We start from the raw sequence: 13515 nt of genomic DNA, 5'->3' as shown, positions 1-13515 counted from the left end.
TATTTGACGAAGGGATGATGGCGTGAAGATTTATCTGGTCGGTGGTGCTGTTCGGGATGCATTGTTAGGGCTACCGGTCAAAGACAGAGATTGGGTGGTAGTCGGTAGTACGCCACAGGAGATGCTCGACGCGGGCTACCAGCAGGTAGGCCGCGATTTTCCTGTTTTTCTGCATCCGCAAACGCATGAAGAGTATGCGCTGGCACGTACCGAACGGAAATCCGGTTCCGGTTACACCGGTTTTACCTGCTATGCCGCACCGGATGTCACGCTGGAAGATGATCTTAAGCGGCGCGATCTGACCATTAATGCGCTGGCCCAGGACGATAACGGCGAGATTATCGACCCGTACAACGGTCTGGGCGATCTGCAAAATCGTCTGTTGCGCCATGTTTCCCCCGCTTTTGGCGAAGATCCGTTACGCGTACTGCGCGTGGCGCGTTTTGCTGCGCGTTATGCCCACCTCGGTTTTCGTATTGCCGATGAAACTCTGGCGCTGATGCGCGAGATGACCCACGCGGGTGAACTGGAACACCTGACGCCTGAACGGGTGTGGAAAGAGACGGAAAGCGCCCTCACTACCCGCAATCCCCAGGTGTTCTTCCAGGTACTGCGCGATTGCGGCGCACTGCGCGTTTTATTCCCGGAAATTGACGCCCTGTTTGGCGTTCCGGCCCCCGCCAAGTGGCATCCGGAAATCGACACCGGTATTCACACCTTAATGACGCTCTCAATGGCGGCGATGCTAAGTCCGCAGGTCGATGTCCGTTTCGCAACGCTATGCCACGATCTCGGTAAAGGACTGACGCCGCCAGAACTTTGGCCGCGTCATCATGGTCATGGCCCGGCGGGTGTGAAGTTAGTGGAACAACTATGCCAGCGTCTGCGCGTGCCAAATGAAATTCGCGATTTAGCCAGACTGGTGGCTGAGTTTCACGATCTCATCCACACCTTCCCAATGCTGAACCCAAAAACCATCGTCAAACTATTTGATTCCATCGACGCCTGGCGTAAACCGCAGCGTGTCGAGCAACTGGCGCTGACCAGCGAGGCTGATGTGCGCGGCAGAACCGGTTTTGAATCAGCGGACTACCCGCAAGGCCGCTGGTTGCGCGAAGCCTGGGAAGTGGCACAGTCAGTGCCGACAAAAGCCGTCGTTGAAGCGGGATTTAAAGGTGTGGAGATTCGCGAGGAGCTGACCCGACGGCGGATTGCGGCGGTAGCCAGCTGGAAGGAACAACGTTGTCCAAAGCCTGATTAAGCACTTGAATTTCAATTTATTGCAAACACCGGCCAGGTCGGATAAGACGCACAAGCGTCATATCCGACACTATTCCTCAATCAAAAGAACACGACATACACCGCAGCAGCCACAATAAAGCGATAAATGGCGAAAGGGATAAACGAAATGCGCTTAATCAATTGCAGGAAGGTTTTAATCGCTATCAGCGCCACCACAAAAGCGGTGATAAACCCAACGGCAAACATCGGGATATCGCCGGTTGTCAGGAAGCCCCAGCTTTTGTAGAGATCGAGCGCCGTTGCGCCCATCATCATCGGCACCGCCAGCAGGAACGAGAACTCGGAAGCCGCGTAACGGCTCACGCCCATCAGCATCCCGCCAGATATGGTCGCCCCGGAGCGTGAAAAACCCGGCCACAGCGCCAGACACTGGAAGCAGCCAATCATAAACGCCTGGCGATAGGTCATATCATCGAGACCCGGCGCACGCGGCTCTTTCGGCTTCAGACATTCGGCAGCAATCAGCAACAAACCACCAACCACTAGCGCATACATCACATTTATTGGATTAAACAATGATTTAATCGTGTCATGGAACAACAATCCCAGTACTACCGCTGGGATCATGCCAAGCAGAATGTGGATCAGCGTTAAACGGCCTTTGCTTTCTCCTTCGTGTTGCAGCGGACGACCAAAGTGAATGCCAATCAGGCCAAACAGACGCCGCCAGAACATCACTACTACCGCCAGAATTGATCCTAACTGGATCACGACTTCAAAGGTTTTCGCCGTGTCGCCCTCAAATCCCAACAAGTGACCGACAATAATCATATGGCCCGTGCTGGATACCGGCAGAAATTCTGTCAATCCTTCGACCACACCCAATATTGCCGCTATCAGCAGCGAGTGCATATCGCTCATCAATAAACCCCTAAATTATAAAAATGTAACGCTTGTCCAAACTACTGCAGTATGACCAGGTTATAACCGTTTGGTTTAACAGCTGTAAAATTAATTATTTTCTTTCAGATTATTGCCACGCTCAATGATGACGCCAACATTCGCCGCCCGCGCCACTGCGCCTGGCTTGCTGAGTTTGATACGCACCCACGGCGAGTTGAAGCGTGCTAACAGCAGCTCCGCCACCTCTTCCGCCACACGTTCCACCAGCGCAAAACGCGCACCCTCGACGTGGCTGACTACCGTTTCTGCAATGTCAGCGTAACTGAGGCAATCCGCCACATCATCACTTTTCGCCGCTTTACGGTTATCCCACGCCATTTCGATATCGAACACTAACTTCTGTTCGATGGTCTGTTCCCAGTCGTAAACACCAATAGTGGTGATTACCGAAAGTTGCTCTATAAATACAATATCCATCACGTCCTGCCTGCTTTTTGGCTAACCGGATACCACTTCCGGCGAAATGTGCGTATTATCCACAGATTCATCGTTGAACACGAATTTTCAAAACGGAACAGCTTATGAGTGCAATCGCGCCTGGAATGATCCTCATCGCGTACCTCTGCGGCTCCATTTCCAGTGCCATTCTGGTTTGCCGCTTGTGTGGGCTGCCCGATCCGCGAACCAGCGGCTCCGGTAATCCTGGCGCAACCAATGTGTTACGTATCGGTGGCAAGGGAGCAGCCGTAGCAGTACTGATTTTCGACGTTCTGAAAGGAATGTTGCCCGTCTGGGGCGCGTATGAATTAGGTGTCAGCCCCTTCTGGCTAGGCTTAATTGCCATCGCCGCCTGCCTTGGACACATCTGGCCCGTTTTCTTCGGTTTTAAAGGAGGAAAAGGCGTTGCTACCGCTTTTGGTGCCATCGCACCAATTGGCTGGGATCTCACCGGAGTAATGGCGGGAACCTGGTTACTGACCGTGCTATTGAGCGGATACTCGTCGCTGGGAGCGATTGTCAGCGCACTGATTGCTCCATTTTACGTCTGGTGGTTTAAGCCACAATTCACCTTCCCGGTTTCGATGCTCTCATGCCTGATCCTGCTGCGCCATCATGACAACATCCAGCGTCTGTGGCGTCGTCAGGAGACAAAAATCTGGACGAAATTCAAAAGAAAGCGCGAAAAGGATCCTGAGTGATTTTTCGCGAGTCTACATAACCTGATAGCCTTCGTCGGGCTTGCCTAGCCGCTGCTGGCACCATGCCGCCAGAAATTCCACGCAGACACGTAATTTCATGCTGCGATAGAGCGGCTCCCGGTAAACAGCCCAGATATTGGCGCTTTGTGCATACTCCGGCAATACTCGCACCAGTTTGCCACTCTCCAGAAACGGTAAAACATCCCACTCAGAACGCAGCATAATTCCTTTTCCTTCCAGCGCCCATTGCAGCACAATCTCGCCGCTATTGGAGGAAAGGTGCCCGCTTACCTTCACCGATTTTTTCTCCTGACCGTTCCCCAACTCCCATATTCCGTGGGTCATATCGCGCTCTTTGGTCACCAGACAGTCATGACGACTTAATTCCTGCAAGGATTGTGGCTGCGGATATTTTTGCAGATACTCAGGCGCTGCACATAATATTCGTTTATTTTTTGTCAAAAGATGCGCAATATAATAATCAGGAATTTCGTCATTAATACGAATATCCAGATCAATATTATCCTGCACTAAATCAATTTGCCGATCGAACAATTCAAAATGCACCTGTAACTCAGGATAATTGCGCATCAGTTCGGTAATAGCTGGCGCAATATGGCTGCGCCCAAAACCAAAACTACAGCCAATACGAATCATTCCCTCCGGGCGCGTTTTGATTTGCGTGACGTCATCGACCAGTCGCTGATATTGGGTGAGGATTTCCAGCGCATGCTCGTAACAACGTTGGCCACTTTCAGTCAGCGCCACGCCGCGGGCGGAGCGGTTCAGCAGCGTTGTTGCCAGCGTATTTTCAAGGATTTGGATCCGCTTGGTGACAAATGCAGGCGTTTGCCCAAGCGTCGCCGCTGCAGCACTAAAACTCCCGCTGTGGACGATTTCTACCAGTACCTGCAAATCTTTGGCTAAAGGCCAGCTATTCAGCATCGTTAATTATCCGCAGTTGTGATAAGCGCAGTGTATTTCGCAAAACATTGCCATTCCCTGCTCTGGCGCAATATTCATTCTTATTTTCGCGTTGATTCACGAACTGTGAATTACATATTCACGGCGGCAAAAAATATAAAACCACATTTTTAGTGGTAGTTTGTGGCGGTGAATTTTTCCAGACAAATACATAAACTGGAGTTGCCATGATGAGCGAAAGTAATAAGCAACAGGCAGTGAATAAGTTGACGGAGATTGTCGCTAACTTTACCGCCATGATTTCTACCCGAATGCCCGATGACGTGGTGGACAAACTAAAACAGCTAAAGGATGCCGAAACGTCGTCGATGGGGAAAATCATCTACCACACGATGTTCGACAACATGCAAAAAGCAATCGACCTGAATCGTCCTGCCTGTCAGGACACCGGCGAAATCATGTTTTTTGTTAAGGTCGGTTCCCGTTTCCCACTGCTTGGCGAGCTGCAAAGCATTCTTAAGCAAGCCGTGGAAGAGGCAACCGTCAAAGCGCCACTGCGTCACAATGCGGTAGAAATTTTTGACGAAGTGAACACCGGCAAAAATACCGGCAGCGGCGTACCGTGGGTCACCTGGGATATCGTCCCCGACGGTGACGATGCGGAAATCGAAGTTTACATGGCAGGCGGCGGCTGCACGTTGCCTGGTCGTTCGAAAGTGTTAATGCCGTCGGAAGGCTACGAAGGCGTAGTGAAATTCGTCTTCGAAAATATCTCCACCCTCGCCGTAAACGCCTGTCCACCGGTACTGGTAGGCGTGGGCATCGCCACCTCGGTGGAAACCGCCGCTGTGCTCTCACGTAAAGCCATTTTGCGCCCAATTGGCAGCCGCCATCCCAATCCAAAAGCGGCAGAGCTGGAACTACGCCTGGAAGAAGGACTCAACCGTCTGGGGATTGGTCCACAGGGGCTGACTGGCAACAGTTCAGTGATGGGCGTACATATCGAATCTGCCGCCCGCCATCCGTCAACCATCGGCGTTGCTGTTTCTACCGGCTGCTGGGCGCATCGTCGCGGCACACTGCTGGTTCATGCCGATCTCACCTTTGAAAATCTGTCTCACACCCGGAGCGCGTTATGAAAAAGATCCTGACAACCCCGATCAAAGCTGAAGATCTGCAAGATATTCGCGTCGGCGATGTGATCTACCTGACCGGTACGCTGGTAACCTGCCGTGACGTTTGTCACCGTCGCTTGATCGAACTCAAACGTCCGATCCCTTACGATCTCAACGGCAAAGCGATTTTCCACGCTGGCCCCATCGTGCGCAAAAACGGCGACAAATGGGAGATGGTATCCGTCGGCCCGACAACCAGTATGCGTATGGAAAGTTTTGAACGTGAATTTATCGAACAGACCGGCGTGAAACTGGTGGTCGGCAAAGGCGGAATGGGGCCGCTGACCGAAGAAGGCTGCCAGAAATTCAAGGCGCTGCATGTGATTTTCCCGGCAGGCTGCGCAGTACTGGCGGCAACCCAGGTGGAAGAGATTGAAGAGGTGCACTGGACAGAACTCGGGATGCCGGAGTCGCTGTGGGTCTGCCGGGTCAAAGAGTTCGGTCCGCTGATTGTCTCTATTGATACCCACGGCAACAACCTGATAGCCGAAAACAAAAAGCTGTTCGCCGAACGCCGCGATCCCATCGTGGAAGAGATTTGCGAGCACGTCCACTACATCAAATAACCCTCCCGGAGAGGCTCACCCCCTCTCCTTTTTCGCAGGCATAACACGATGAAACCTTCCACTGAATGGTGGCGATACCTTGCGCCGCTGGCGGTCATCGCCATTATTGCTCTAATTCCGGTTCCCGCAGGGCTGGAGAGTCATACCTGGCTCTACTTTGCCGTTTTTACTGGCGTGATCGTTGGACTGATCCTCGAACCCGTGCCGGGTGCCGTGGTGGCGATGGTGGGTATCTCCATTATCGCCATTCTCTCGCCGTGGCTGCTGTTTAGCCCGGAGCAGCTCGCCCAGCCAGGTTTTAAGTTCACCGCCAAATCCCTCTCCTGGGCGGTTTCTGGTTTTTCTAATTCGGTTATCTGGCTGATTTTCGCCGCCTTTATGTTTGGCACAGGCTATGAAAAAACCGGGCTGGGGCGACGTATCGCGCTGATTCTGGTGAAAAAGATGGGGCATCGTACGCTGTTTCTCGGCTATGCGGTGATGTTCTCCGAGCTGATCCTGGCACCTGTAACACCGTCCAACTCGGCGCGCGGTGCGGGGATTATCTATCCCATCATCCGTAACCTGCCACCGCTCTATCAATCACAACCAAACGACAGCAGTTCGCGCAGCATTGGCTCGTACATCATGTGGATGGGGATTGTTGCCGACTGCGTGACCAGCGCCATTTTCCTGACGGCGATGGCACCAAACTTGCTGTTAATTGGCCTGATGAAAAGCGCATCTCACGCCACGCTGAGTTGGGGCGACTGGTTTCTCGGCATGTTGCCGCTCAGCATTTTACTGGTTCTGCTGGTTCCCTGGCTGGCTTACGTGCTGTACCCGCCGGTACTGAAGTCTGGTGATCAGGTGCCGCGCTGGGCAGAGACGGAACTGCACGCAATGGGCCCGCTCTGTTCGCGTGAAAAACGGATGCTGGGGCTGATGGTAGGCGCACTGGTGCTGTGGATTTTCGGCGGTGATTATATCGATGCCGCGATGGTCGGTTACAGCGTGGTGGCACTGATGCTGCTTCTGCGCATTATCTGCTGGGACGATATTGTCAGTAATAAAGCGGCGTGGAACGTTTTCTTCTGGCTGGCCTCGCTTATCACCCTCGCTACCGGACTCAACAACACCGGTTTTATTAGCTGGTTTGGCAAACTGTTAGCAGGCAGCTTAAGCGGTTATTCGCCAACGATGGTGATGGTGGCGTTGATTGTGGTCTTTTATCTGCTACGCTACTTCTTTGCCAGCGCCACGGCGTATACCTCCGCTCTCGCGCCGATGATGATTGCCGCCGCGCTGGCGATGCCGGAAATCCCGCTTCCCGTGTTCTGCCTGATGGTTGGCGCGGCAATTGGTCTGGGGAGCATTCTTACGCCATACGCCACCGGACCCAGTCCAATTTACTACGGTAGTGGTTATCTGCCAACGGTGGATTACTGGCGACTGGGGGCAATTTTTGGGCTGATATTCCTCGTGTTGCTGGTGATTACCGGCTTACTGTGGATGCCCGTGGTGTTGCTTTAAGTGAGGACGGTGCCGGAAGTGACTCTCCGGCACCTAATAGTTTTACGCGGCCGGTAACTCTGCCAGCGGCCAGCGCGGACGCACGCTAACGCCGAGATCCGCCGTCGCGCCTGCTTTAAACCGCACCATTCCGGCATAGGCGATCATCGCGCCGTTATCAGTACAAAATTCCGGACGCGCGTAGAACACTTCGCCACGGCGTTTTTTCATCATTTCAGCCAGCTTCGCCCGTAACGTGCGGTTAGCACTCACGCCGCCTGCCATTACCAGTCGCTTAAAGCCTGTCTGATCCAGCGCTCGCTTACACTTAATCATCAACGTATCGACCACCGCATCTTCAAAGGCGCGGGCGATATCAGCACGCGTCTGGTCGTCGGTGCCGTTATCACGAATGGTATTTGCCGCGAAGGTTTTCAGACCAGAAAAGCTGAAATCCAGCCCCGGACGGTCGGTCATCGGACGCGGGAAGACAAAGCGCCCGGCAGTACCCTGAGCCGCCATTTTCGACAGTAATGGACCACCAGGATAATCGAGCCCTAACAGTTTCGCGGTTTTATCAAAGGCTTCACCGGCGGCATCATCGATAGACTCGCCGAGCAGCTCGTACTGACCAATGCCTGTGACGCTGATTAACTGCGTATGGCCGCCGGAAACCAGCAGCGCGACAAACGGAAATTCCGGTGGGTTATCTTCCAGCATCGGCGCTAACAGATGCCCTTCCATATGGTGTACAGGGATCGCCGGAACGCCCCAGGCAAACGCCAGCGAACGCCCGACCGTTGCGCCAACCAACAGCGCACCGACTAATCCAGGGCCTGCAGTATAGGCCACGGCGTCAATGTCTTTTGCCGTTAAACCGGACTCTTTCAGCGCCTCCTGGATCAACGGTACGGTTTTACGCACGTGATCGCGGGAGGCCAGTTCAGGCACGACGCCGCCGTAGTCAGCGTGCAATTTCACCTGACTATACAATTGGTTGGCTAACAAACCTTTTTCATCGTCGTAAATGGCGATGCCGGTTTCATCGCAGGAAGTTTCAATACCCAGTACACGCATGACTTGTTTTACCTCGCTTTATTACCGCGCAGTGTAGGACCAATGCGGGTTGATGTAAAACTTTGTTCGCCCCTGGAGAAAGCCTCGTGTATACTCCTCACCCTTATAAAAGTCCCTTTCAAAAAAGGCCGCGGTGCTTTACAAAGCAGCAGCAATTGCAGTAAAATTCCGCACCATTTTGAAATAAGCTGGCGTTGATGCCAGCGGCAAACCGAATTAATCAAAGGTGAGAGGCACATGCCGGTAATTAAAGTACGTGAAAACGAGCCGTTCGACGTAGCTCTGCGTCGCTTCAAGCGTTCCTGCGAAAAAGCAGGTGTTCTGGCGGAAGTTCGTCGTCGTGAGTTCTATGAAAAACCGACTACCGAACGTAAGCGCGCTAAAGCTTCTGCAGTGAAACGTCACGCGAAGAAACTGGCTCGCGAAAACGCACGCCGCACTCGTCTGTACTAATTCCCCGAGAGCGTTGCTCTCCGATCAGACCGAGTTGTAGTTGTAAGGCCGTGCTTCCGAAAGGAATGCGCGGCTTATTTTCGTTTATGAATTGCTAAAAATCGGGGCCTATGGCTGGACGAATCCCACGCGTATTCATTAATGATCTGCTGGCACGCACTGACATCGTCGATCTGATCGATGCCCGTGTAAAGCTGAAAAAGCAGGGCAAGAATTTCCACGCGTGTTGTCCATTCCACAACGAGAAAACCCCGTCATTCACCGTTAACGGTGAAAAACAGTTTTACCACTGCTTTGGATGTGGCGCGCACGGCAATGCGATCGACTTCCTGATGAACTACGACAAGCTCGAGTTCGTCGAAACGGTCGAAGAGCTGGCGGCAATGCACAATCTTGAAGTGCCATTTGAAGCAGGCAGCGGCCCCAGTCAGATCGAGCGCCATCAACGGCAAACGCTTTATCAGTTGATGGACGGTCTGAATACGTTTTACCAACAATCTTTACAGCAACCTGTTGCCACGTCTGCGCGCCAGTATCTGGAAAAACGCGGATTAAGCCACGAGGTTATCGCCCGCTTTGCGATTGGTTTTGCGCCCCCCGGCTGGGACAACGTCCTGAAACGGTTTGGCGGCAATCCAGAAAATCGTCAGTCATTGATTGATGCGGGCATGTTGGTCACCAACGATCAGGGTCGCAGTTACGATCGTTTCCGCGAGCGGGTGATGTTCCCCATTCGCGATAAACGCGGTCGGGTGATTGGTTTTGGCGGGCGCGTGTTGAGCAACGATACCCCCAAATACCTGAACTCGCCGGAAACCGATATTTTCCATAAAGGCCGCCAGCTATACGGTCTTTATGAGGCGCAGCAGGATAACGCTGAACCCAATCGTCTGCTTGTGGTCGAAGGCTATATGGACGTGGTGGCGCTGGCGCAATACGGCATTAATTACGCTGTCGCGTCGTTAGGCACGTCAACCACTGCCGATCACATTCAGTTGTTGTTCCGCGCGACCAACAATGTCATTTGCTGTTATGACGGCGACCGTGCCGGTCGCGATGCTGCCTGGCGAGCGTTGGAAACGGCGTTGCCTTACATGACAGACGGACGGCAGCTACGTTTTATGTTTTTGCCTGATGGCGAAGACCCTGACACGCTGGTGCGCAAAGAAGGTAAAGAAGCGTTTGAAGCGCGGATGGAGCAGGCGATGCCGCTCTCCGCTTTTCTGTTTAACAGTCTGATGCCGCAAGTTGATCTGAGTACCCCTGACGGGCGCGCACGTTTGAGTACGCTGGCACTGCCATTGATATCGCAGGTGCCGGGCGAAACGCTGCGAATATATCTTCGTCAGGAATTAGGCAACAAATTAGGCATACTTGATGACAGCCAGCTTGAACGATTAATGCCAAAAGCGGCGGAGAGCAGCGTTTCTCGCCCTGTTCCACAGCTAAAACGCACGACCATGCGTATACTTATAGGGTTGCTGGTGCAAAATCCAGAATTAGCGACATTGGTCCCGCCGCTTGAGAATCTGGATGAAAATAAGCTCCCTGGACTTGGCTTATTCAGAGAACTGGTCAACACTTGTCTCTCTCAGCCGGGTCTGACCACCGGGCAACTTTTAGAGCACTATCGTGGTACAAATAATGCTGCCACCCTTGAAAAACTGTCGATGTGGGACGATATAGCAGATAGGAATATTGCTGAGCAAACCTTCACCGACTCACTCAACCATATGTTTGATTCGCTGCTTGAACTGCGCCAGGAAGAGTTAATCGCTCGTGAGCGCACGCATGGTTTAAGCAACGAAGAACGCCTGGAGCTCTGGACATTAAACCAGGAGCTGGCGAAAAAGTAATTTAACGGCTTAAGTGCCGAAGAGCGATCGGGAAGCCCCCGACAGCCGCACTGAGAGGCAGCGGCAAATATATAAGTACGCCCTCGTAATTATCGTTGGCGGTAAATAACCGTTGGATTTCAGCGTTAACGGCTGAAGGACAGCGGGTCAATCGCCCAACACCAACCTCATGAAATAAGTGTGGATACCGTCTTATGGAGCAAAACCCGCAGTCACAGCTGAAACTTCTTGTCACCCGTGGTAAGGAGCAAGGCTATCTGACCTATGCCGAGGTCAATGACCATCTGCCGGAAGATATCGTCGATTCAGATCAGATCGAAGACATCATCCAAATGATCAACGACATGGGCATTCAGGTGATGGAAGAAGCACCGGATGCCGATGATCTGATGCTGGCTGAAAACACCGCGGACGAAGATGCTGCCGAAGCCGCCGCGCAGGTGCTTTCCAGCGTGGAATCTGAAATCGGGCGCACGACTGACCCGGTACGCATGTACATGCGTGAAATGGGCACCGTTGAACTGTTGACCCGCGAAGGCGAAATTGACATCGCTAAGCGTATTGAAGACGGGATCAACCAGGTTCAATGCTCCGTTGCTGAATATCCGGAAGCGATCACCTATCTGCTGGAACAGTACGATCGTGTTGAAGCAGAAGAAGCGCGTCTGTCCGATCTGATCACCGGCTTTGTTGACCCGAACGCAGAAGAAGATCTGGCACCTACCGCCACTCACGTCGGTTCTGAGCTTTCCCAGGAAGATCTGGACGATGACGAAGATGAAGACGAAGAAGATGGCGATGACGATAGCGCCGATGATGACAACAGCATCGACCCGGAACTGGCTCGCGAAAAATTTGCGGAACTGCGCGCTCAGTACGTTGTAACACGTGACACCATCAAAGCGAAAGGTCGCAGCCACGCAGCCGCTCAGGAAGAGATCCTGAAACTGTCTGAAGTATTCAAACAGTTCCGCCTGGTGCCGAAGCAGTTTGACTACCTGGTCAACAGCATGCGCGTCATGATGGACCGCGTTCGTACGCAAGAACGTCTGATCATGAAGCTCTGCGTTGAGCAGTGCAAAATGCCGAAGAAAAACTTCATTACCCTGTTTACCGGCAACGAAACCAGCGATACCTGGTTCAACGCGGCAATTGCAATGAACAAGCCGTGGTCGGAAAAACTGCACGATGTCTCTGAAGAAGTGCATCGCGCCCTGCAGAAACTGCAGCAGATTGAAGAAGAAACCGGCCTGACCATCGAGCAGGTTAAAGATATCAACCGTCGTATGTCCATCGGTGAAGCGAAAGCCCGCCGTGCGAAGAAAGAGATGGTTGAAGCGAACTTACGTCTGGTTATTTCTATCGCCAAGAAATACACCAACCGTGGCTTGCAGTTCCTTGACCTGATTCAGGAAGGTAACATCGGCCTGATGAAAGCGGTTGATAAGTTCGAATACCGTCGTGGTTACAAATTCTCTACCTACGCAACCTGGTGGATCCGTCAGGCGATTACTCGTTCTATCGCGGATCAGGCGCGCACCATCCGTATTCCGGTGCATATGATTGAGACTATCAACAAGCTCAACCGTATTTCTCGCCAGATGCTGCAAGAGATGGGCCGCGAGCCGACGCCGGAAGAACTGGCTGAACGTATGCTGATGCCAGAAGACAAGATCCGCAAAGTGCTGAAGATCGCCAAAGAGCCAATCTCCATGGAAACGCCGATCGGTGATGATGAAGATTCGCATCTGGGGGATTTCATCGAGGATACCACCCTCGAGCTGCCGCTGGATTCTGCGACCACTGAAAGCCTGCGTGCGGCAACGCACGACGTGCTGGCTGGCCTGACCGCGCGTGAAGCGAAAGTTCTGCGTATGCGCTTCGGTATCGATATGAACACCGACCACACGCTGGAAGAAGTGGGTAAACAGTTCGACGTTACCCGTGAACGTATCCGTCAGATCGAAGCGAAGGCGCTGCGTAAACTGCGTCACCCGAGCCGTTCTGAAGTGCTGCGTAGCTTCCTGGACGATTAATCGGTAGGCCGGATCAAGCGTTACGCCACATCCGGCACTTTTCCCTTTGCACAAACGCCACCTTTTCGGTGGCGTTTTTTATCGCCCACGCACTACCAACGCCTGGTCCAGTTCCCGATACGCCTCAACCAGTTTCTCCAGTGAAACGCGACTTAAACCGCTGGGATTTGGCAGTACCCAAATCTGCGTCGAACCAATAGTGAGCGTTTGCTTCCCCCACTGTGCACCGCGTTGGCTGAACCCTTGCTCAAACGCCTGTTTGCCCAGAATTGCCAACGCTTGTGGTTGGTAATCTTCAATTTTTTCAATCAGCTTACGCCCGCCTGCGTGCAGCTCCTGCTTTGAAACTTCATTGGCTTGCACTGTTGGACGGTCTACCAGTTTGGTGACACCACAACGATAATCCAGCAGATGCTGTGCCTCCTGCGGCTTCAACTGACGGTCGGTAAACCCAGCCTGATATATCACCTTCCAGAAGCGATTTGCCGGATGAGCAAAGGGAAAACCAGTTCCGGCGGATGAAAGACCAGGGTTGATACCGCAAAACACAACCCGTAACCCTGGAGCCAAAATATCCTCAACCATATTTACTC

The 13515-nt window shown here is 52.8% G+C and carries 13 protein-coding genes; 8 read left to right on the top strand and 5 right to left on the bottom strand.

Annotated features, from left to right (window positions below):
- Positions 1-22 precede the first annotated feature (22 nt).
- The gene (cca, locus tag ATB02_RS07030; RefSeq protein WP_001551671.1) at positions 23-1261 is read left to right on the top strand and encodes a fused tRNA nucleotidyltransferase/2',3'-cyclic phosphodiesterase/2' nucleotidase/phosphatase Cca; all 1239 of its coding nucleotides are present in this window, start codon (positions 23-25) and stop codon (positions 1259-1261) included.
- 80 nt (positions 1262-1341) lie between these two features.
- Here cca and bacA read toward each other — a convergent pair whose 3' ends face one another.
- Positions 1342-2163, bottom strand: a complete 822-nt coding sequence (bacA, locus tag ATB02_RS07025; RefSeq protein ID WP_001305111.1) for an undecaprenyl-diphosphate phosphatase — start codon at positions 2161-2163, stop codon at positions 1342-1344.
- A 90-nt stretch (positions 2164-2253) separates the two neighbouring features.
- Positions 2254-2622 (bottom strand): bifunctional dihydroneopterin aldolase/7,8-dihydroneopterin epimerase, encoded by a 369-nt coding sequence (gene folB, locus ATB02_RS07020; protein ID WP_001295541.1) that lies wholly within the window; start codon positions 2620-2622, stop codon positions 2254-2256.
- Between the two features lie 104 nt (positions 2623-2726).
- Between folB and plsY the strand changes: the two genes are divergently transcribed.
- Positions 2727-3344: a glycerol-3-phosphate 1-O-acyltransferase PlsY gene (gene plsY, locus ATB02_RS07015; RefSeq protein ID WP_001272796.1), complete on the top strand. Its 618-nt coding sequence runs from the start codon at positions 2727-2729 to the stop codon at positions 3342-3344.
- A 12-nt stretch (positions 3345-3356) separates the two neighbouring features.
- Here the strand turns inward: plsY and ttdR are convergent, their stop codons facing one another.
- Complete coding sequence (gene ttdR / locus ATB02_RS07010) at positions 3357-4289, bottom strand: L-tartrate utilization transcriptional activator TtdR (RefSeq protein ID WP_000935209.1); 933 nt, start codon at positions 4287-4289, stop codon at positions 3357-3359.
- Between the two features lie 206 nt (positions 4290-4495).
- Between ttdR and ttdA the strand changes: the two genes are divergently transcribed.
- From ttdA to ttdT, 3 genes are read left to right on the top strand one after another with little or no spacing between them, the layout of a single operon-like run.
- Entirely contained in the window at positions 4496-5407 is a 912-nt protein-coding gene (ttdA, locus tag ATB02_RS07000; RefSeq protein ID WP_000986806.1) for a L(+)-tartrate dehydratase subunit alpha, read from the top strand.
- On the top strand, positions 5404-6009 hold the full coding sequence (gene ttdB / locus ATB02_RS06995) for a L(+)-tartrate dehydratase subunit beta (RefSeq protein WP_000722957.1): 606 nt from the start codon (positions 5404-5406) through the stop codon (positions 6007-6009). Before ttdA ends, ttdB begins: the two co-directional genes overlap by 4 nt.
- Positions 6010-6057: 48 nt before the next feature.
- Positions 6058-7521, top strand: a complete 1464-nt coding sequence (gene ttdT, locus ATB02_RS06990) for an L-tartrate/succinate antiporter (protein WP_032185153.1) — start codon at positions 6058-6060, stop codon at positions 7519-7521.
- Between the two features lie 42 nt (positions 7522-7563).
- Here the strand turns inward: ttdT and tsaD are convergent, their stop codons facing one another.
- A complete protein-coding gene (gene tsaD, locus ATB02_RS06985) occupies positions 7564-8577 on the bottom strand; it encodes a tRNA (adenosine(37)-N6)-threonylcarbamoyltransferase complex transferase subunit TsaD (protein WP_032185154.1) in 1014 nt (337 codons plus the stop codon).
- Positions 8578-8814: 237 nt separating this feature from the next.
- On the opposite strand from tsaD, the gene rpsU reads away from it, so the two are divergent.
- The 3 genes from rpsU to rpoD all read left to right on the top strand — a co-directional run bounded on the left by rpsU (position 8815) and on the right by rpoD (position 12922).
- Positions 8815-9030 (top strand): 30S ribosomal protein S21, encoded by a 216-nt coding sequence (gene rpsU / locus ATB02_RS06975; protein WP_001144069.1) that lies wholly within the window; start codon positions 8815-8817, stop codon positions 9028-9030.
- A 110-nt stretch (positions 9031-9140) separates the two neighbouring features.
- Positions 9141-10886, top strand: a complete 1746-nt coding sequence (gene dnaG / locus ATB02_RS06970) for a DNA primase (RefSeq protein ID WP_088541769.1) — start codon at positions 9141-9143, stop codon at positions 10884-10886.
- A 194-nt stretch (positions 10887-11080) separates the two neighbouring features.
- Positions 11081-12922 carry an RNA polymerase sigma factor RpoD gene (rpoD, locus tag ATB02_RS06960; RefSeq protein ID WP_000437371.1) on the top strand — a complete coding sequence of 614 codons (1842 nt, stop codon included), beginning with the start codon at positions 11081-11083 and terminating at the stop codon, positions 12920-12922.
- 78 nt (positions 12923-13000) lie between these two features.
- Here rpoD and mug read toward each other — a convergent pair whose 3' ends face one another.
- A complete protein-coding gene (gene mug, locus ATB02_RS06955; protein WP_000228932.1) occupies positions 13001-13507 on the bottom strand; it encodes a G/U mismatch-specific DNA glycosylase in 507 nt (168 codons plus the stop codon).
- Between the last annotated feature and the right edge of the window lie 8 nt (positions 13508-13515).

Origin of the sequence: Escherichia sp. MOD1-EC5189 (genome assembly GCF_002966045.1) — a bacterium.
GTDB classification, from domain to species: Bacteria; Pseudomonadota; Gammaproteobacteria; order Enterobacterales; family Enterobacteriaceae; genus Escherichia; species Escherichia coli_F.
Note: the sequence above shows the minus strand (reverse complement) of the source record. Positions and strands in the feature narration are given on the sequence as shown.

Coding starts and splice junctions, on each gene's coding strand:
- mug (WP_000228932.1), bottom strand. CDS start 13,507: ATGGTTGAGGATATTTTGGCTCCAGGGTTACGGGTTGTGTTTTGCGGT.
- dnaG (WP_088541769.1), top strand. CDS start 9,141: ATGGCTGGACGAATCCCACGCGTATTCATTAATGATCTGCTGGCACGC.
- rpoD (WP_000437371.1), top strand. CDS start 11,081: ATGGAGCAAAACCCGCAGTCACAGCTGAAACTTCTTGTCACCCGTGGT.
- bacA (WP_001305111.1), bottom strand. CDS start 2,163: ATGAGCGATATGCACTCGCTGCTGATAGCGGCAATATTGGGTGTGGTC.
- rpsU (WP_001144069.1), top strand. CDS start 8,815: ATGCCGGTAATTAAAGTACGTGAAAACGAGCCGTTCGACGTAGCTCTG.
- ttdA (WP_000986806.1), top strand. CDS start 4,496: ATGATGAGCGAAAGTAATAAGCAACAGGCAGTGAATAAGTTGACGGAG.
- ttdR (WP_000935209.1), bottom strand. CDS start 4,289: ATGCTGAATAGCTGGCCTTTAGCCAAAGATTTGCAGGTACTGGTAGAA.
- plsY (WP_001272796.1), top strand. CDS start 2,727: ATGAGTGCAATCGCGCCTGGAATGATCCTCATCGCGTACCTCTGCGGC.
- ttdT (WP_032185153.1), top strand. CDS start 6,058: ATGAAACCTTCCACTGAATGGTGGCGATACCTTGCGCCGCTGGCGGTC.
- folB (WP_001295541.1), bottom strand. CDS start 2,622: ATGGATATTGTATTTATAGAGCAACTTTCGGTAATCACCACTATTGGT.
- tsaD (WP_032185154.1), bottom strand. CDS start 8,577: ATGCGTGTACTGGGTATTGAAACTTCCTGCGATGAAACCGGCATCGCC.
- ttdB (WP_000722957.1), top strand. CDS start 5,404: ATGAAAAAGATCCTGACAACCCCGATCAAAGCTGAAGATCTGCAAGAT.